Source organism: Blautia sp. CGZ-1-C1 (assembly GCF_056504575.1).
Window position 1 is genome coordinate 1 of record NZ_JBWLUT010000130.1, and the last position, 20,064, is coordinate 20,064.

The window sequence follows — 20,064 nt, forward strand, 5'->3', positions numbered from 1 at the left end:
ACTGAAGTCACGTGCTTCCAGACGCTTTAGGCGTCAGACTAAATATCGGCGGATACGCCTGTAACTTAGGTTTGCGCAGATATGCGCTTTTTCCCATGCCAGATATGGCAGGTCCCCACATTACAGGTAGTCCGCTGTATATCTGCCTGCATCTATGCAGCCATTAAGAGTCCCATCTCAGAACTGAGTTCCCTTAGATCTGCATAAACACATGAGGTTCTACGCTTTACTGCAGGGACTTTTGCCTCCAGCAAAGACCTTTCCGTTGCCGGAAGGGGTTTTAAAAGTTCACGGATAAAATATCTGGCCCCGATATTATAAGAAGCTGACAGGTCACAGTTATATCTTTTTCCCGTCTGAAATGCGCAGAGGCTGTGATTTCTCCAGTCACGCAGGACTATCCCTGATCCATCATACGCAAGCCTGCTCGTATTCCATGCACAGATCCTGGATATGCGCATCCCTTTCCTGTGTGCCTGATGTTCACACCGTTTCTGGATATCCCGTTTTCTCCAAAGCTGCAGTTTCTGCCTCTTACTTCCCGATATCTTTCCGTTCATTTCCAGATACTCAAATACGATCACATCTGCATGATTCTCCCATGCATATTCTGCAACTGCCCCTGCGATCTTTCTGCTTAATTCTATATTCAGACGTCTGGTGTATGCCCACCTTTCCCCTGCCTGCGCAGATCCATGTTCCCTCTGGAATCTCCGGATTCGTCCCAGTGTGCGGTACATACGGTCTTTTTCACTGGGGAAGTCAATAAACTTTCTCCCCAGGACAGTTCCGTCTGCCCGCATGATGGTACAGACTGCATCCGTATTGATTCCCAGATCCACGCTGCAGATGATCTGTTCCCTTACAGGTGTCTGAGTAAGTGCCACTTCTTCTGTATAGGAAAAACGCAGGAAATATTTATGGTGTCTTTTTTCCAGTGTCGGGGCTGATGCTTTTTTTCCATACCAGTTCCTGCGCAGGTATTCCATATCCGTATGGCTTAAACACACACGGAACCATCTCCAGTCATGCCCGTCATACAGTTTCAGGTATGCCTCATCTTTTCCCTCTGTCCCTTCGCGGTACATCACATCCCGGTAAAAGACCGGCATGGCATGGTTTTCACAGGTAAAATTCGGTTTCCCGGAGAGTTCTCCCGCTGCCTCCCACTGTTCCATCCGGCTTTCATAGGACGATACACTTCCCAGTGCATGCTGGATGGCAGCTCTCCTGAGATAAGAAGGCATCTTCGGAAAACGGATGTCAAAATCAAAGCGGGCATGGTTCTTTTTCGTTGTGTGAATCAGATGTTCTGCTGCATTAAAGCGTTTTTTTGCTTCCGGGATCATTTTCAGTTCTGCCCACACCTGTTCATAGATTTCCGTCAGATAGCTGACCGCCTGACGATAGATTTCCAGTGTCTGGCGGATTGGGATATTCTGTTTTCGTATTTCCACACCATAACTGGATACCGTCTGCATTTTCTTCTCCTCTGAACTGTTTTTTTATTTTGTGCTATGAACAAATTGTACCATAGATATCTTATTCTATAAACATACGTTCTTTTTTTAACAAAAAAATTGCGCGTCTAACTCATCACGGTTAAATGTATTTTTAAATTCTACCTTGCAAGAGTAAATTCTATACCTGTAGAATTTACTTCTGCATGGATTTTTCCTTCTTCTTTTTATAAAATACTACTGCAGATGATCCCCTGCCTGTGCAGAAGGAGGATAAAATGAATACAGGAAGACCAAAAGGCAACCAAAAACATCTTGACTTATCTGCACGTATTATAATCGAACAGCATTTAAATAACGGTGATTCATTTAGAAGTATTGCAATAGAATTAAGCAAGGATCCAAGTACCATATCCAAAGAAATCAGACGTCATTCCATTATCAGGGAAAGAAGCGCAGATGCATTTGCCCCTATTCCCTGTGCAAACAATTATGATAGTTCAAAGCCGCGGACAAATATATGCAATGTCATGCATATGTGCGGTGATAATGAATGCCGGCGCAAATGTGTCCTCTGCAGAAAATTCAGATGCAGCGATGTCTGTAAATTTTATAAACCAAGAGAATGTGAAAAATTAAATAAACCTCCTTATGTGTGCAATGGATGCAGCAAGAGAACGAATTGCATGATGGACAAAAAGATCTATTCTTCAAAATACGCCCAGGACTCCTATGAAACCCTTAGGACTACCAGCAGAGAAGGGATAAACCAGACACCGGAAAGTATACAGAAACTGGACATCCTGTTGTCACCGCTTCTCAAAAAAGGACAATCTATTGCCCACATCTACGCATCTCATGCTGATGAGATCGCCTGTTCCAGAAGAACCATATATTCTTACATAGACCGTGGCGTTTTTCAAGCCAGAAACATAGATCTGCGCCGTAAAGTGGTATACAAGCAGCGGAAAAGAAAAACTACTGCCAGCCTTAAAGACAGAAGTTTCCGAAAAGATAGGAGCTATAAAGAATTTCTGGAATATATCGCAGCGAGCAAATCTGTTTATGTAGTCGAGATGGATACCGTTGAAGGAGCAAAAGGTACCAGTCCCTGCTTTCTGACTATGTTCTTTCGAAACTGTAGCCTTATGCTTATGTTTCTTTTAGAAGAACAGACCCAGAAAGAAGTAACCAGGATTTTTGATCATTTAACAGAATTACTTGGAATTGAACTGTTCCAGAAACTTTTCGAAGTGATACTTACGGACAACGGACATGAATTTCAGGACCGGCAAAGTCTGGAATATAGCAAAAATGGGGAAGTACGCACACGTATTTATTATTGTGATCCCAACCGTTCTGATCAAAAAGGTGCTCTTGAAAAGAATCATGAATATATAAGGTATGTCCTTCCAAAAGGAACAAGCTTTGAAAAAATGACAGACAAGACAACGCTGCTGTTATTAAATCATATCAACAGCGAAAAACGGGACAGCCTCAATGGACACAGTCCATATGAAGTATCCCGTCTCCTGCTGGATAACAGACTTCATAAAGCATTAGGATTGGCAGAGATACCAGCCGATGAAGTCACATTGATACCAGCATTAATAAAATAATAATAACAATACAGGCACAGGCAAGTTTCATTGCATAGAATTTAGTCTTTCCAACAGACATGTGGAATTTAGTCCTGCACACTATTTCCAGATGTCCTTTTATCATGCAAAAAACTATGCTGTTTATGCCGTATAAAAGCATTATATACTAAAAAAATTAAGTTGTGTATCTCCGAAAATAGAATTTAATCCCGCATAAAATCAAGGTATGTTAGAATGTAGAATTTACTTTTTCATTCAAGCTCTAACTCATCACTGAAGTAACGAGAATGCGACGCGCGGTCATTCAATGACAACCCAAAAGTACAATATATAAAATCCGCTAGAATCATCCAATACTTTCCAACAAATTTTATTTTTTCTAGTTCCCGTGTATTCCAACGTTCCATCGCATTATAAAAAGCGGTTCTATCATAGTTTCCCCTGCGTTTCCGTCCGTATCTTCCTCTGCATTCTTTTTTGGAAAACTAAGCAAAATAGTATTATATTCTTTAAACAGATAATGGCAAAATAACTTTTCACTTTTTCTCATAAAAATAACCCTTCGGTTGCTACGCTCCCCCAACGGATATTCTGTCATTTTTTCAATGCATTATATAATATATTTTAAAATACAAGTTAAATTTTATCGCAAAAATAATTCTATAATTATTTAATCTTATCTTATATGATGTATATATAGGAGGAAAAAACCATGTCCAAATTTGAATTAAAATCAACTAAATCACGAGAATACCGGTCTAAAACTTTTCGACTTCCTGCTGATCTGCTAAATGATCTGGAGCAACGCGCTCAGGAAAAAGAATTATCTTTAAATCAGGCTGTTATCCAGTGCTTAGAATACGCCGTCAAAGCTATGGACAGTGAAGAATAATCACAACCATTAAAAATATCAAAAAGGACTGCCCTTATTGAAAATTAATTCAACTGGCAGTCCTTTTTGTTGGTTAATGTTTTATAGTCTCAGTAGAAAGAAGCTTACTGAATTTTGTACTATATAATATTTACAGATTATTTTTCGCTGGCATGAAAATAATTCCCCTTTTTTCCATAGCTTGTGCATATGCCTGTAAATGCCACCTAACCCCATCAATTTTTACATGGCATTCATCAATTCTTCGACAAAGAGCATAATATCTGTCTCCATTTTCTGAAATCAGCTTTATTGCATCCCCATCTGGAATTTCAAAAATTTTTTCATTCTTACTATTCACAAAGCTAATAGACTCTCCCTTTTCTTCCATCCATCACATTCCCTTCAAATGATTTAAAATAATTCAATACATACTATTAAGTACATTTTCAATGTATCATATTTGATTGTATTTTGCAATATAATTTACAATTAAAATTATATTGCATATTGTATTTAATACAAAATAATAAGACGACTAAATCTTATGTTTAGTCGCCTTATTTAAACCTTACATCCTCTTCCTAATCTTCTGTCGTAAGTTTGTCGTAAGTCGTATATTTTTGTCGTTTTATACGACTGATATTAATATAATTTTGCACCAGCCGGAATATGGTCATACTACCATCAGAAGATGAAGTTTTTCTTCGCCCTCTTCTTCATGGATTGCACTAAGTAACATTCCACAAGATTCAATTCCCATCATTGCTCTAGGTGGCAGATTTGTGATAGCTATCAGTGTCTTACCTACCAGTTCTTCTGGTTCGTAGAATGCGTGAATACCGCTTAAAATGGTACGTTCTACGCCTGTTCCATCATCCAGAGTAAACTGTAAAAGTTTCTTTGACTTCGGCACTGCGACACACTCTTTTACCTTTACTGCACGGAAATCGGACTTGCTGAAAGTCTCAAAATCTACCTCATCTTTGAACAATGGTTCGATTTCTACCTTTGAAAAATCAATCTTCTCAACTGGCTTTTCTGAAACCGTTTTAGCCTGCGCAACGTTGTTTGCTTCGTTCTTAGCAGCGCCCTGTGACTTCATTGTCGGGAACAGAAGAACGTCACGGATTGCTGCACTGTCTGTAAGCAGCATAACCAGACGGTCGATTCCGTATCCGATACCACCTGTAGGCGGCATACCGATCTCCAGTGCGTTCAGGAAGTCTTCATCTGTGTGGTTCGCTTCCTCATCTCCTGCGTCAGCAAGAGCATCCTGTGCTTTGAAACGCTCTCTCTGATCGATTGGGTCATTAAGCTCGGAATATGCGTTACACATTTCCCATGTATTGATGAAAAGCTCGAAACGCTCTACCTTGTTCGGGTCAGAAGGTTTCTTCTTTGTCAGAGGAGAAATCTCGATCGGATGATCCATGATAAATGTTGGCTGGATCAGTTCTTTCTCACAGTATTCCTCGAAGAACAGATTGATGATATCACCCTTCTTATGACGTTCTTCATATTCAATATGATGCTCATCTGCAAGCTTCTTAGCTGCTTCATCATCTGCAACTTCATCAAAATCAATTCCTGCATATTTCTTGATTGCATCATTCATGGTCAGACGCTCAAACGGTTTGCTGAGGTCGATCTCGATACCATTGTAGGAAATCTTCGCAGAACCGCAGACCTTCTCTGCCAGATAACGGAACATGGACTCTGTCAGTTCCATCATTCCTTCGTAATCTGTATATGCCTGATAAAGTTCCATCAGGGTGAACTCCGGGTTATGACGAGTGTCAACACCTTCGTTACGGAATACACGGCCAATCTCGAAAACTCTCTCAAGACCACCAACAATCAGTCTCTTCAGATAAAGTTCCAGAGAAATACGAAGCTTAACATCTTCGTTCAGTGCATTGTAATGTGTTTCGAATGGTCTTGCTGCTGCTCCACCTGCATTTGCAACAAGCATTGGAGTTTCAACTTCCATGAAATCACGGTCTGCAAGGAAGTTACGGATTTCTTTAAGGATCTGAGAACGCTTGATAAATACACTCTTGCTGTCCTGATTCATAATAAGATCCACATATCTCTGACGGTAACGTGTATCTGTATCTGTCAGACCATGGAATTTCTCAGGAAGGATCTGTAAGCTCTTGGAAAGAAGAGTCATGCTCTCTGCATGAATGGAGATCTCACCTGTTCTTGTTCTGAATGCAAAACCTTCCAGACCAAAGATATCGCCGATATCAGATTTCTTGAAGTCTGCATAAGAGTCTGCTCCGATTGCATCTCTTGCTACATATACCTGGATATTTCCCTGTAAATCCTGGATATTACAGAAAGAAGCTTTACCCATAACTCTCTTGAACATCATACGGCCTGCGATTGATACGTGGATCGGGCTTGCATCCATGATGCTTCTTCTTTCTTCGTAATCTTTCTTAACAGCTTCCTTTGCCTGTTCTTCATCAAGACCGGTTACATCTACTTCCTGACGGTCTTTGAGAAGTTCTGCCTCATGTGCTTCGTAAAGGTTCTTCACTTCGAGTGAGTGATGAGTCTGGTTAAATTTTGTGATCTGAAATGGATCTTTTCCGTTAGCCTGAAGATCTGCAAGTTTCTCACGACGTACCTTCAGTAACTGGTTTAAATCCTGTTCCTGCTGCTTCTGCTGTGCCACCTTGATTCCTCCTTATATTCTTGTATTTCATTTGATTAATCGTAACTATTCAGCAGTCTACTATCCCGCGAGGTGTTTTGGCATGAACATGCCAAAATCCTTAAGAATACAAGTCAATACCCCATCGCCGAAGGCGATTTTTAATGGATTTTGACTCGTAACTGTGAGGTACTGAACAGTTACAATTAATCTTTTATAGTCACAGAAAGGTGCGCGTCATGCTCTGCATGGAAAATCTTTACGCGCACCTCAGTCATCCGTTTCTTATACGTTTCTCTGGATTTCCAGAACTTTGTATTTCATGATTCCGGCTGGCATCTCAACTTCTACTACATCGCCTGTGTGAGCACCCATAAGTGCTTTTCCAACAGGAGATTCGTTGGAAATCTTGCCTTCAAGGCTGTTAGCCTCTGTGGAACCTACGATTTTCAGTTCGATATCTTCTTCGAATTCAAAATCGTGTACTTTTACTTTACATCCAACGCTGATCTTGTCAAGATCTACTTCGTCCTCAACTACAACTTCAGCATTCTTTAAGATCTTCTCGATTTCTTCGATACGTGCTTCAATGTCTCTCTGTTCGTCTTTCGCTGCATCGTATTCCGCATTCTCTGATAAGTCGCCCTGTTCTCTGGCTTCCTTAATTTTCTCTGCTACTTCTTTTCTCTTTACTACCTTTAAATCATGCAGCTCTTCTTCTAATTTTTTAAGTCCTGCATAAGTTAGTAAGTTTTTCTTTTCTTCCATAATAACCTTACTCCCTTTCAACATCCGGTATATAGTCTATGGTGTCTTATATACACCCCGGATCACTACATGGATTTATGTGCTTCCTGATACATCATACCTGAAAAAGGGCAGACTTATTCTAGGATATTCACAATTTCTGTATTATACAAAAAAGCGCCCGGATTGTCAAGCATTCCCGGCGCCTTTTGATTAAATCATATACCTGATTTTCTATCATTTTCCATCATCAAAAAAACACCGTTTCATCGGCTGGCACGGCTTTCATTTTATCCCAATCTGGACAAAAGCTGTTCCAATGCTTCGTAGCTCTCAATCGTATTTGACTCTCTTCGAAGTCCGGCGCTGTGACGCATTCCTGCGGTATACCAGGCGACATGTTTGCGCATCTCACGAATTCCTACAAACTCACCTTTTAGCTCTATCTGCTTTCTCGCATGTCGCAGGATCATCTCACGGATTTCCTCTGCCGACGGGCGTCCCAGCAGTTCTCCTGTCTGGAAGTAGTGATTCAGTTCCCTGAACAGCCATGGATTTCCTCTCACTGCACGTCCGATCATGACCGCATCGCAGCCAGTCTGTTTTATCAAAGCTTCTGCCTTCAGCGGAGAATCTACATCCCCATTTCCGACCACCGGAATCGTGATTGCTTCTTTTACTCTGCGGATGGTATCCCAGTCTGCGGTACCTGAATAATATTGCTGTCTGGTACGGCCATGTACGGCAAGTGCTGCCGCACCCGCATCCTCAATACGTTTTGCGATTTCCACGATATCTATCGGTTCATTTTCAAAGCCAATACGCACTTTGACAGTTACAGGCTTTTTAATAGCAGATGACACTTTTCGGACAATCTCTTCAATCAAATCCGGGGTTTTCAACAATGCAGAACCCTCGCCATTGTTTACAACCTTTGGCACCGGGCATCCCATATTGATATCCAGAATGTCAAACTCTCTGTCCTCAATAGATTTCGCCACCTCCGCCATGAGGTCTGGTTCACTGCCAAAAAGCTGCATGGAAACCGGGTGCTCACAAGGGTCAATTTCCATCAATGCGTAAGTGTTTTTATTATGGAAAGAAATTGCCTTGGCGCTGATCATTTCCATACAGATCAGCCCCGCTCCCTGCTCCTTGCACAGAGTTCGAAACGGCAGATCCGTCACTCCGGCCATCGGTGCCAGCACAAATGGATTGTCAATCTGGACGTTACCGATTTTCCATTGCATCTGGATTGGTTTTTCATCTGCCCCCACCAGTCTGCTACCTGTCCGCGCAGGATTCTCTTTCATGCTTTCCATTCTATCTGTCCCTTGCATGAATTTATTCCTCACTGCCCGGTGTTTTCTTCAGTTCTTCTTCAGGAATGTCTCCCAGGAAGAATACTTTGTAATACATTTCCAGGGATTCCAGAAGTTCTTTCTTCTCCTGCTGAATCTGCTTGATTTTCAGTCCGCTTCCGATTTCATCATAGCGGGCATCTGCCTCCAGTGCCTCTGTCTTGAACTGGAGTCTTCCATTTTCGTCAAATTCCAATGTCAGGATTCCGCCTACATCTTCTGTATAAAGAACGCACATGATCTGCAGTTCTTTCTTTACATGATCCGGAAGTGCATTGAAGTCCTGGTTAAAATAAAATTTCTTCTCGTAGGCGCTTGCGCCGCAGAGAGTAATGTTGTTCTGATACATATATTACTATTTCCCTCTTTCGCTATATCACTTCTTTGTTACACATAACTGTAAAGCCCGCGCACTGAAACTTCTCCCGCGCTGACTTTTGCGATTTCTTTATCCTGCTTCTCCACAAGCAGTTCACCCTTTTCATCAAGTCCTCTGCAGATTCCTTCAAAACTCCTGCTTCCATCCAGCACTCTTACCGGCTGGTTCAGGTTTGCCAGAATCTTATGGTAATCTTCCAGGAGATGTGTGAAATCACAGGTCTGCACAAATTTCTCATAGTTAACCTCAAAGTATTTCATCACCAGCGAGATTACCTGATTTCTGTCGTACTCCTGACCGCTTTCAAGGATCAATGATGTCGCCTTATCCTGCATTTCTTCCGGAAATTCTTTAAGATTTACATTGATTCCCACTCCGATGAGAACATAATTGATCTTCACTCCATTTGTTCCCATTTCCGTCAGGATTCCGCAGATCTTTTTTCTGGAAATGACCACATCGTTCGGCCACTTGATACTTACCTCAAAGCCCAGTTCTTCTACCGCCTGTGCCACTGCAAGTCCCATAACCAGCGTCAGCATAGACGCATACTGCGGAGAAAATTCCGGTCTGAGAAGCAAAGTCATCATAATAGAACTTCCTTCCGGCGCTTCCCATTTTCTGTCAAAACGGCCTCTGCCTGCTGACTGAAATTCTGCGACTGCCAGTGTTCCATGCTCTGCACCTTCTTTTGCAAGGCGCTTGATCCATGAATTCGTAGAATCTGTTTCTTTTGCAAAATGGACGGTTTTGCCCGCCCATTTTGTATTTATTGCCTTTGAAATTGTTTCTTCATTATACAGATCATTCTGTGCCATTATTTGTTCTCCGGCTCTCCTAATGTTGCTACCATAACTGCTTTGATGGTATGCATACGGTTTTCTGCCTCGTCAAATACTTTGGACTGTTCAGACTCAAATACTTCGTCTGTTACTTCCATATCCATCAGGTTAAATCTCTCTCCCATTTCCTTGCCAATCTTTGTCTTAAGATCATGGAATGCCGGCAGGCAGTGAAGGAAGATTGCTTTCTCTCCTGCGTTCTTCATAACATCTTTTGTTACTTTATAAGGTGTCAGATCATGGATTCTCTCTGTCCATACTTCGTCCGGCTCACCCATGGATACCCATACATCTGTATAGATAACATCGGCGTCTTTTGTTCCTGTCTGAACATCTTCTGTAAGAGTGATGCTTCCGCCGGATGCTTTTGCATATTCCTCACACTGAGCAACAAGCTCTGCATTCGGGAAATATTTCTTAGTTGTGCAGGCTACGAAATGCATACCAAGTTTTGTGCAGGCAATCATCAGAGAGTTACCCATGTTGTAACGGGCATCGCCCATATATACCAGTTTGCGGCCTTTTAAATCACCGAAATGTTCACGGATTGTCAGCATATCTGCGATCATCTGTGTCGGATGGTATTCGTTTGTCAGACCGTTCCATACCGGAACACCTGCATGTTTTGCAAGTTCTTCTACAACTTCCTGACCAAATCCACGATATTCGATACCATCATACATTCTTCCCAGAACTCTTGCTGTATCTGCAATGCTTTCTTTCTTACCGATCTGAGAACCTGTAGGATCCAGATATGTACTTCCCATTCCAAGGTCATGAGCAGCTACTTCGAAAGAGCAGCGGGTTCTTGTACTTGTTTTTTCAAAAATCAGCGCAATGTTTTTGCCCTTGTAATATTCATGAAGCTCTCCGGCTTTTTTCTTTGCTTTAAGTTCTGCAGATAAATCAATGAGATATGTGATCTCTTCTGGTGTAAAATCTTTCAGTGTCAGAAAATTTCTTCCTTTTAAATTCATGATAATTCTCTCCCCGATGTCATTTATTTGTTACTGTTCACTTCGTGTACAGTAACATTTATGTTCTTTTATTCCTATGTAATGAAGCAGATATCTCATTATTGAAAACAGAGTAAACAATAACAAAAATCTCTATCTGCTTCATTAATAATCCACTTTATAAATTATTATTTATCAGTCTCAGACTTCGGATCAGTTACGATCTCTTTCAAAGAACTTGCCAGACCGGCGATTCCCTGAATATCTGACGGAATAATGATCTTGGTTGCTTTTCCATCTGCTGCTTTAGCAAAGGCTTCCAGACTCTTCAATGTCAGAACTGCTTCATCTGCTCCCGCTTCTCTGATCATGCGGATACCCTCTGCGTTGGCATTCTGTACCTTCAGAACTGCCTCAGCCTGACCTTCCGCTTCCTTGATCATACGCTCTTTCTGCGCTTCGGCACGAAGGATCGCTGCCTGTTTCTCAGCTTCTGCGTCCAGAATTGCGGACTGTTTTTTACCTTCTGCTACAAGGATCGTAGATTTCTTCTGACCTTCTGCGATCAGGATTGCCTCACGGCGTTCACGCTCGGCTTTCATCTGTTTCTCCATCGCATCCTGGATGGCTGCCGGAGGAATGATATTCTTTAATTCCACACGGTTAACCTTAATTCCCCATGGATCAGTTGCTTCATCAAGAGAAGCTCTCATCTTGGTGTTGATAGTTTCACGGGATGTCAGTGTCTCATCCAGTTCCATGTCACCGATAATATTTCTTAAGGTTGTTGCGGACAGATTCTCGATGGCCATGATCGGATTCTCTACTCCATAGGTGTAAAGCTTCGGATCTGTGATCTGGAAAAATACAACTGTATCGATCTGCATGGTTACGTTATCCTTTGTAATAACCGGCTGCGGTGGAAAATCCACTACCTGTTCCTTCAGATTTACCTTTCTTGCTACTCGTTCAATGAACGGAATCTTGAAATGAATTCCGGTGCTCCAGGTTGCCTGATAAGCGCCAAGACGTTCCAGAATCACTGCATATGCCTGTGGCACGATGCGGATGCAAGATGCAAGTACCCATACTGCGATAATGATAATGACTATCAGAAAAACCACGCCCATAACTAATCCTCCTTATTTTGTTTTACAATGAGTTTCACACCGCGGATCTCCTGAATCGTCACGACGGTGTCTTTGCCGATTTTTTCGTCATCGGCAGAACGTGCAGTCCATTCAATGTCATTGATACGAACCTGACCTGTCTGTGCCAGATTGTCAATGTCCTGAATCACAACTGCTTTCTTTCCAATCAGACTGTTTACATTGGTCTGTGTGGTTTCTTTGTTGAAGTACTTCATGGCCAAAGGTCTGGTAAAAATCAAAAGTACCAGAGAAACGCACAAAAAACACAGTATCTGTACAGTCAGGTTCGCCCCTGCATAACACGCAATAGCTGCGACCAATGCGCCTCCGGCAAACCAGATAGTGGTGAGGCCTGCTGTGATTGCTTCTATCACAAGCAATAATGCAAGAAATCCAAGCCAGATCAAAGGCTGCATGAAACTCCCCCTTTCTGATATGTGCTGACATCAGTCAAAGCAACTATTCTGGTACAGTATCTCAACAGACAAATATCGCTGCCAGAATAGCTATTCTTTCATCTTCTCTGACGTGCAGCCTCATACATGAGAATTCCAGATGCCATGGCGGCATTCAGGGATTCTACTTTTCCACACATTGGAATCCTGATCAGACAATCTGCACTCTCCGCAGCCTCATCTGTCAGACCTTTTCCCTCATTGCCGATCAGGAACGCAGTTCCTCCTGTGTAGGATTCCTGATCATAAGAGTTCTTTCCATGCAGATGTGCCGCAAAAGTGCGGATATTTCTGTCTTTCAGTTCCTGTGTTAATGATACCACACTTTCTACATATAGAAAAGGCATTCTGTAGACAGAGCCCATCGTAGATCGTATAACTTTCGGGTTAGTGATATCCACGCAAGTCTTTGTCAGAAGGATTCCACTTACTCCGGCACCCTCGCCTGTACGGAGAATCGTTCCTGCATTTCCCGGATCCTGCAGATCCTCCAGGATCATGACCAGCGGGTTCTCTCCGCCAAGAATATCCTCTATTGTATAGGAGGGTTTTTTCAACACAGTAAGGATTCCCTGTGGAGTCTGTGTATCGCTCATCTGACGGAAAACAGAATCTGCAACTATTTCATATGGAAGTTTCTCCACCTGGGCCATCAGTCCTGTATCGCCGGTAAGTGTCTCTGACACATACACTTTAGAAACCCATTCCCTTGGTGCCTCGCCAAACATTTTTCTTCCTTCTGCAACAAAAAGCCCTTGTTCTCTGCGGGCTTTTGTCTTCTGGTTTAATTGTATGATATTTTTTACCTGTCCATTATTTACACTGGTGATCATATATTATCCTCAATTTCCCGAAACCTTATTCAGGTCACTGTTTGCTCCTGCAGCCACTATCGTACAGTCTGCCGGAAGTACTTTATCCGGCTGCACATTCATATTAATCCGCTCACCCTGTTTCAGCCCGATCAGATTAATATGATATTTCTCCCTGATTTTCAGATCCCGGAGTGTTTTTCCTATCCATTCCTGTGGAATCTTAAATTCCGCCATGCTGAAATCGGAAGAAAGTTCGAACATATCGATAAAGCCACTGGAGAGTAAATTTCTTGCCACACGGACTCCCATAGAGTGTTCCGGATAGATGACCTTATCCGCTCCGATCTTCTCAAGGATTCTTCCGTGAAGAGAATTCATTGCTTTCGCCATTACAAAAGGAACGCCAAGTTCTTTCACCTGCATGGTGGCAGTGATACTGGCTTCCATATTTTCAGCTACCGCAATGACTGCAACATCTGCATTCTGTACGCCAAGTGACTCCAGAACACCCGGATCACGTACATCTGCTTTGACAGCATATGAAACTTTCTCTGCAATATCCTGCACATTGTCATCTTTGTCATCAATGGCAAGCACATCACAGTTCGCCTCTGCCAGCGTGAGCGCTACGGTCATTCCAAACTGGCCAAGACCGATCACTGCATAAGATTTGTTCTTCATTTCTTCCCAATTTCTCCTTCTAATCCAATTATCCAATCATAATATCCTCAGCCGCAAGATGAGAATCTGATGGCATCTTCTGCGCACGTACCGTCACTGCTGTTCCCAGAGTCAGCGGACCGATTCTTCCAAGATACATGGTCAGAATCACAATCCATTTACCAATTGCATTCAACTGTGGTGTCAGGCCTCTGGTCAGGCCTACCGTCGCAACTGCTGAAGTGATCTCATAAACAACATCCTGCACTGCTGTTTTCGGCATAACCGCACATAGCAGAATACTCATGACAATCAGTACTCCAAATGCCATTCCCGTTACTACAATAGCAGAACGGATATAGCTGTCTCTGATTCTTCTGTGGTGTACTTCTACATCCTTCTTTCCCTGAAGATTTGATTTCAGACCCAGAAGAAGAACCGCTACAGTAGTGGTCTTAATTCCGCCGGCTGTTCCCATCGGTGAACCGCCAATCAACATCAATACCAGACATAACAGATACGTTGCATTGGAAAATCTGTCCTGCCCTACCGTAAAAAATCCTGCAGTTCTTGTCGTTACTGACTGGAATAAAGAAGCCATCCATTTCGTCCCGGTGGAATAAGCTCCAATACTATATATATTTCCATGTTCAAACAGAAAGATCAGCACCGTTCCTCCGACAATCAGCGAAACAGTCATAACCAATACCATCTTGCTGTGAAGGCGAAGTGTTTTAAATGCCCTGTTCAGAGGAAGTTTCCCCCTGACAACCTGTTTGATCTTATCCCAGATATCCCACCATACGACAAATCCAAGTCCTGACATGATAACCAGTCCGATCGTTGTAAAATTCACCACCGGATCCGCAACATACGGTGCCAGACTATCCTCACCAATCAAATCAATTCCGGCATTACAGAATGCTGACACTGCCGTAAAAACAGAATAGCCGATTCCCTTTACCGGACCGAACTGAGGAATAAATCGGAACGAATAACAAACAGCCCCGATTCCCTCGGCACCCAGTACACAAAGTAACACTTTTCTTACCAAATTCACCATTCCGCTCATTCTATCCATGTTATAGGACTCCTGGATAATGCGGCGATTTCTCAGCGATATTTTTTTACGCAGACTTATAAAAATAATACTGCCCAGAGAAATCAGTCCCACACCTCCGATCTGGATCAGAACAAGAATGATGATCTTGCCGATCAATGTCCATTGCGTTGCCGTAACAACGGTCACAAGTCCTGTCACGCAGACACTTGTAGTTGCCGTAAACATGGCATCTGTAAAAGAAGTATGGTATCCGGGCGCCGTACAAAACGGCAGCCACAGAAGCAATCCCCCTAAGATAATCACCCCCGCAAAACCGAGGGTAATTATCTGAGCAGTATTTAATTTATGCAGTCTGTTATATAACTGCATCCTTTTATTCATTTGTTATTTGTTGTTTTTATCATAGTTATGAGAAAGTGACTGGCATACTTCCCACTGATAATCGGAAATACCTTTCTGCATAGCAAGTGCTTCGTTGATATCGAAGTCTACGAATTCGCCATGACGATATCCAACTACACGACAGCTCTTACCGGCAACAAGAAGATCTACAGCCAGAGCACCCATCATAGATGCGTATACACGGTCCTTACATGTCGGGCTTCCACCACGCTGCATATGTCCAAGGATTGTAGCACGTGTCTCAATACCGGTAGCAGCTTCGATACGTTTTGCCATTGCTTCTGAATGACCGATACCTTCTGCATTGATGATGATATGATGTTTTTTGCCTTTCTTACGGCTCTCGATGATGTTGTTGATCAGCTTCTGCTCATTATAATCATATTTCTCAGGAATCAGAACATCCTCTGCACCATTGGCAATACCACACCACAGAGCAAGGTATCCGGCACCACGTCCCATAACCTCGATGATACTGCATCTCTCATGAGAAGTAGAAGTATCACGTACTTTATCGATTGCTTCCATTGCCGTATTTACAGCTGTATCAAACCCGATCGTGTATTCTGTACATGCGATATCAAGGTCAATTGTTCCAGGAAGACCAATTGTGTTGATACCAAGATTTGCAAGCTTCTGAGCACCTGCGAAAGATCCGTCACCACCGATAACAACAAGTCCGTCGATACCATGTTTCTTACAGATCTCTGCACCACGCTTCTGTCCTTCTTCTGTACGGAACTCTGCGCAACGTGCTGTGTAAAGGATTGTACCGCCACGCTCAATTGTATCAGAAACGTCTTTGGCACTCATGTCAATGATCTCTTCATTTAACAGTCCATCATATCCTTTCAAAATACCTTTTACACTCAGTCCCTGGCTTAAGCCTCTTCTGACTACCGCACGGATTGCAGCGTTCATTCCAGGTGCGTCACCACCACTGGTGAGGACACCAATGGTTTTTATCTTCTTTTCTGCCATTTTTTCTTCCTCCATCTTATGAATCTATCTCATTTTTACTATACACATATTCGGGTATAGTTTAGCGCATTTTTATAAGTTTTTCAATCCTCTTTCTACAACTTTAACATTGGTTTGACCATATTTTTCGTACATGTAATTCATCCATGAATCCTGTATTTGTGCATGATAACCAACCGGAAGCTTTTTTATGGCCTTTACATCTTTCAGATAGATTACAACGGCACTGTCACCAGGGGAGCGTCTGAGGTCTTCAAGCAGTTCCTGTGAACGCTGTGCATACACTTCTTTATTATCAAACTGGATCCAGATCTCTCTTGGCATATTGTCAAACGGACGGATCTTTTCAAGGATCAGTTTACTGGCTCGATCGTCCTCCGCGGATACTCTTCCCTGGATAAATACCCTCGCATCTTCATTCAGAAACTGCTGGCTTTTCTCATAATCACGTGGAAAAACAACTACTTCTACCGTTCCGACAAGATCTTCCACTGTAAGAAATGCCATGACCTTGTTATTCTTTGTATATTTGATTGTTTTATCCGTAATCATTCCACCGATGATCACTTTCTGACCGTCCATGACTTTTGGAAGATTCGTCTCCTCATCCTGCTGGAAATCAGAAGTTTTTGCGGAGATCGTTTTCTCCATCATTGCCCGGTAATTCTCCAGCGGATGACCGCTCAGATAAATTCCCAGAACTTCTTTCTCATATCCAAGAAGTTCTTCTTTTCCGAATTCCTCCACATTCGGCATGCGGATCTCGAATTCTTTTTTATCCTCTTCACTGACCAGATCAAAAAGACTCATCTGTCCGACCAGAGAATTCTTTCTGTCCTGGCTGATACTATCTGAAATCTGCTGGTAAACCATCATCTTCTGACGGCGGTTACCCTCCAGACAGTCCAACGCTCCTGCTTTTATAAAGTTCTCTACGGCACGTTTATTCATCTGCTGCGTATTTCGCTCCATGAAATCTTTCAGGGAACGATACTCCCCGTTCTGCTCACGCTCACTTACCAGGCTCTCAATAACAGGACGGCCGACGCTCTTGATTGCAGACAGTCCATATCTGATAGCTCCGTTATCTACTGAGAATCCATACATTCCGCAGTTGACATCCGGCGGCAGGATCTTAATTCCCATCTGTCTGCACACCAGAATATATTCTGCAACCTTATTTGGAAAATCAATGACTGATGTCATAAGCGCCGCCATAAATTCTACCGGATAATAGTATTTCAGATACGCTGTCTGATAGGAAACAACTGCATAAGCCGCCGCATGAGATTTATTAAATGCATACTTTGCAAAATCTATCATTTCATCATAAATTTTATTCGCTGTCGCCTCGTCGATTCCATTTGCAATACATCCCGGAACTCCCTCTGCTTCATTTCCATAAACGAAGTTCTGGCGCTCTTTTTCCATGACAGAGGCCTTCTTTTTGGACATTGCTCGACGTACCAGGTCGCTTCGGCCCAAAGTATAACCGGCCAGGTTACGCACGATCTGCATAACCTGCTCCTGATATACGATACATCCATAAGTAGGCTGCAAAATCGGCTCCAGCTGCGGGCAGTCATAACGAATCGTGTCCGGACGGTTTTTGCCCCGGATATACTGAGGAATGAAATCCATCGGGCCCGGACGGTACAGGGAAATTCCCGCGATTACATCTTCAAGGCTCTGCGGTTTCAATTCTTTCATGAAGTTCTTCATTCCCGCACTTTCAAGCTGGAACACACCATCTGAACGGCCAGTGCCAAGAGAATCAAGAACTTTCTTATCATCATAGTCAATTTTCTGCATATCCAGTGTAACGCCCGTATCCTTCTGGATTAATTTCGCTGCATTCTGGATAACTGTCAGTGTACGCAGTCCCAGGAAGTCCATTTTCAGAAGTCCCAGTTCTTCCAGTGTCGTCATGGTAAACTGGGTAACAATCGAACCATCCTGTGCCCTGGAAAGAGGTACATATTCGGATACATCTTTCTGGCTGATTACGACACCCGCCGCATGCATGGAAGTATGTCTCGGAAGACCTTCCAGACGTCTTGCCATATCAATCAGATAATGAACATCATCCTGTTCTGTATACGCTTTCTTCAGTTCAGGATTCATGGTCAGGGCTTTATCAATGGTAATGTTTAATTCCTGAGGAATCATTTTTGCAATGGAATCTACCTGTGCATAAGGCATATCCAGCACACGTCCGACATCGCGGATAACACCGCGGGCCGCCAAAGTACCAAAGGTAACGATCTGAACCACGCAGTCATCGCCATATTTGCGACGTACATATTCAATAACCTCCTGTCTTCTTTCGAAGCAGAAATCAACGTCAATATCAGGCATGGATACTCGTTCCGGATTCAGGAACCGCTCAAAGAGCAGATCATATCGGATCGGATCAAGCTGTGTGATACCTAACGTATAAGCTACGAGACTTCCCGCCGCAGAACCTCGTCCCGGTCCTACCATGATGTCATGGTCGCGTGCATATTTGATGAAATCCCATACTATAAGGAAGTAATCTACGTAGCCCATATTTTTGATAGTAGATAGCTCATAGTTCAGTCGAGATTTTAATTCTTCTGTGACCGGATGATAACGTTCCTCCAGTCCTTCAAAACATAACTTATTCAGATATTCCCATGAGGTAAAACCATCCGGAACATCGAAACGCGGCAGCTTGGTCACACCAAACTCAATTTCTACATGACATCTCTGCGCGATCTTATGTGTATTCTCCAGTGCCTCTAATGCATATGGAAAAAGCTGCGCCATTTCCTCAGGAGATTTTACGTAATACTGTCCACCCTCATAACGCATTCTGTCCTCATCTGCCAGCTTCTTGTTTGTCTGCAGACAAAGCAAAATATCATGTGGTGCTGCATCCTCTGCTTTTGTATAATGCACATCGTTTGTTGCAACAAGATCGATACCTGTCTCTTCGTGCATGCGAAGCAGTTCCTGATTCACTACCTGCTGCGCCGGAATTCCATGATCCTGTAATTCCAGAAAGAAATTTCCTTTTCCGAAAATGTCCTGATAACGCAGGGCTGCTGCCTTTGCATCCTCATACATTCCTCTCTGGAGATATCTGGCAACCTCACCGGCAAGGCAGGCACTTAGTGCAATAATTCCCTCATGATATTCTTTTAATACAGCCAAATCTACTCGCGGCTTATAATAAAAGCCCTCTGTAAATCCTTTAGAAACAATCTTCATCAGATTTGCATAACCCTGATTATTCTCAGCAAGAAGAACCAGATGGTAATATCTGTCCTCGCCGCTTCCCGCTTCACGATCAAATCTGGAACCCGGGGCCACATATACCTCACACCCTAAGATCGGATTGATTCCCTCGGCCCTCGCTGCACGATAAAAATCAATCACACCATACATAACTCCATGATCTGTGATCGCCGCACTGTCCATCCCAAGTTCTTTGATACGGGCTACATATTCTTTTATTTTATTAGAACCATCCAGCAGACTGTACTCTGTATGGACGTGAAGATGTGTAAACTCCAATTTTTGTTCTCTCCTGTTCTGTTTTACCAAACCAAGCAGATAGACTCATCTGCTTTCGCTACATAGCTCTACACCGAATAGCTGTTTTACAGTTTATCCGGTTAAAATAATATTT

16 protein-coding genes and 1 pseudogene are annotated in these 20,064 nt (G+C 42.8%); 2 read left to right on the forward strand and 15 right to left on the reverse strand.

Annotated features, from left to right (window positions below; translation table 11 throughout):
- Positions 1–152 precede the first annotated feature (152 nt).
- Positions 153–1,481: a nuclease/transposase family protein gene (locus AC058W_RS12185; protein WP_479390121.1), complete on the reverse strand. Its 1,329-nt coding sequence runs from the start codon at positions 1,479–1,481 to the stop codon at positions 153–155.
- A 257-nt stretch (positions 1,482–1,738) separates the two neighbouring features.
- On the opposite strand from AC058W_RS12185, the gene AC058W_RS12190 reads away from it, so the two are divergent.
- Both AC058W_RS12190 and AC058W_RS12195 read left to right on the forward strand, forming a co-directional pair.
- Positions 1,739–3,079: an IS30 family transposase gene (locus AC058W_RS12190; protein WP_119243877.1), complete on the forward strand. Its 1,341-nt coding sequence runs from the start codon at positions 1,739–1,741 to the stop codon at positions 3,077–3,079.
- A gap of 694 nt (positions 3,080–3,773) precedes the next feature.
- The gene (locus AC058W_RS12195) at positions 3,774–3,953 is read left to right on the forward strand and encodes a hypothetical protein (protein WP_117676880.1); all 180 of its coding nucleotides are present in this window, start codon (positions 3,774–3,776) and stop codon (positions 3,951–3,953) included.
- A gap of 130 nt (positions 3,954–4,083) precedes the next feature.
- On the opposite strand, the gene AC058W_RS12200 is transcribed toward AC058W_RS12195, so the two are convergent.
- The 14 genes and pseudogenes from AC058W_RS12200 to AC058W_RS12265 form a co-directional block, all read right to left on the reverse strand.
- Positions 4,084–4,323 carry a hypothetical protein gene (locus tag AC058W_RS12200; protein WP_117676879.1) on the reverse strand — a complete coding sequence of 80 codons (240 nt, stop codon included), beginning with the start codon at positions 4,321–4,323 and terminating at the stop codon, positions 4,084–4,086.
- A 254-nt stretch (positions 4,324–4,577) separates the two neighbouring features.
- Positions 4,578–6,618 (reverse strand): annotated as a pseudogene (gene lysS, locus AC058W_RS12205) (lysine--tRNA ligase).
- 264 nt (positions 6,619–6,882) lie between these two features.
- Positions 6,883–7,365, reverse strand: coding sequence for a transcription elongation factor GreA (gene greA / locus AC058W_RS12210; RefSeq protein WP_117676877.1), 483 nt, complete (start codon positions 7,363–7,365; stop codon positions 6,883–6,885).
- Between the two features lie 269 nt (positions 7,366–7,634).
- Positions 7,635–8,594, reverse strand: a complete 960-nt coding sequence (gene dusB / locus AC058W_RS12215; RefSeq protein ID WP_117676899.1) for a tRNA dihydrouridine synthase DusB — start codon at positions 8,592–8,594, stop codon at positions 7,635–7,637.
- Positions 8,595–8,688: 94 nt separating this feature from the next.
- On the reverse strand, positions 8,689–9,054 hold the full coding sequence (locus AC058W_RS12220; RefSeq protein ID WP_117846165.1) for a DUF6145 family protein: 366 nt from the start codon (positions 9,052–9,054) through the stop codon (positions 8,689–8,691).
- Positions 9,055–9,092: 38 nt separating this feature from the next.
- Positions 9,093–9,902 (reverse strand): biotin--[acetyl-CoA-carboxylase] ligase, encoded by an 810-nt coding sequence (locus AC058W_RS12225; RefSeq protein WP_479390122.1) that lies wholly within the window; start codon positions 9,900–9,902, stop codon positions 9,093–9,095.
- The gene (argF, locus tag AC058W_RS12230) at positions 9,902–10,903 is read right to left on the reverse strand and encodes an ornithine carbamoyltransferase (RefSeq protein WP_118629970.1); all 1,002 of its coding nucleotides are present in this window, start codon (positions 10,901–10,903) and stop codon (positions 9,902–9,904) included. Before argF ends, AC058W_RS12225 begins: the two co-directional genes overlap by 1 nt.
- A gap of 167 nt (positions 10,904–11,070) precedes the next feature.
- Positions 11,071–12,012, reverse strand: coding sequence for an SPFH domain-containing protein (locus AC058W_RS12235; protein ID WP_117676873.1), 942 nt, complete (start codon positions 12,010–12,012; stop codon positions 11,071–11,073).
- A 2-nt stretch (positions 12,013–12,014) separates the two neighbouring features.
- The gene (locus tag AC058W_RS12240) at positions 12,015–12,449 is read right to left on the reverse strand and encodes an NfeD family protein (RefSeq protein WP_117676872.1); all 435 of its coding nucleotides are present in this window, start codon (positions 12,447–12,449) and stop codon (positions 12,015–12,017) included.
- 98 nt (positions 12,450–12,547) lie between these two features.
- On the reverse strand, positions 12,548–13,321 hold the full coding sequence (locus tag AC058W_RS12245) for a TrmH family RNA methyltransferase (protein WP_117676871.1): 774 nt from the start codon (positions 13,319–13,321) through the stop codon (positions 12,548–12,550).
- A 9-nt stretch (positions 13,322–13,330) separates the two neighbouring features.
- Positions 13,331–13,984: a potassium channel family protein gene (locus AC058W_RS12250; protein WP_117676870.1), complete on the reverse strand. Its 654-nt coding sequence runs from the start codon at positions 13,982–13,984 to the stop codon at positions 13,331–13,333.
- A 28-nt stretch (positions 13,985–14,012) separates the two neighbouring features.
- Positions 14,013–15,311, reverse strand: coding sequence for a TrkH family potassium uptake protein (locus AC058W_RS12255; protein WP_243009532.1), 1,299 nt, complete (start codon positions 15,309–15,311; stop codon positions 14,013–14,015).
- A gap of 99 nt (positions 15,312–15,410) precedes the next feature.
- On the reverse strand, positions 15,411–16,409 hold the full coding sequence (gene pfkA, locus AC058W_RS12260; protein ID WP_117676868.1) for a 6-phosphofructokinase: 999 nt from the start codon (positions 16,407–16,409) through the stop codon (positions 15,411–15,413).
- A gap of 72 nt (positions 16,410–16,481) precedes the next feature.
- Complete coding sequence (locus AC058W_RS12265) at positions 16,482–19,949, reverse strand: DNA polymerase III subunit alpha (RefSeq protein ID WP_117676867.1); 3,468 nt, start codon at positions 19,947–19,949, stop codon at positions 16,482–16,484.
- Between the last annotated feature and the right edge of the window lie 115 nt (positions 19,950–20,064).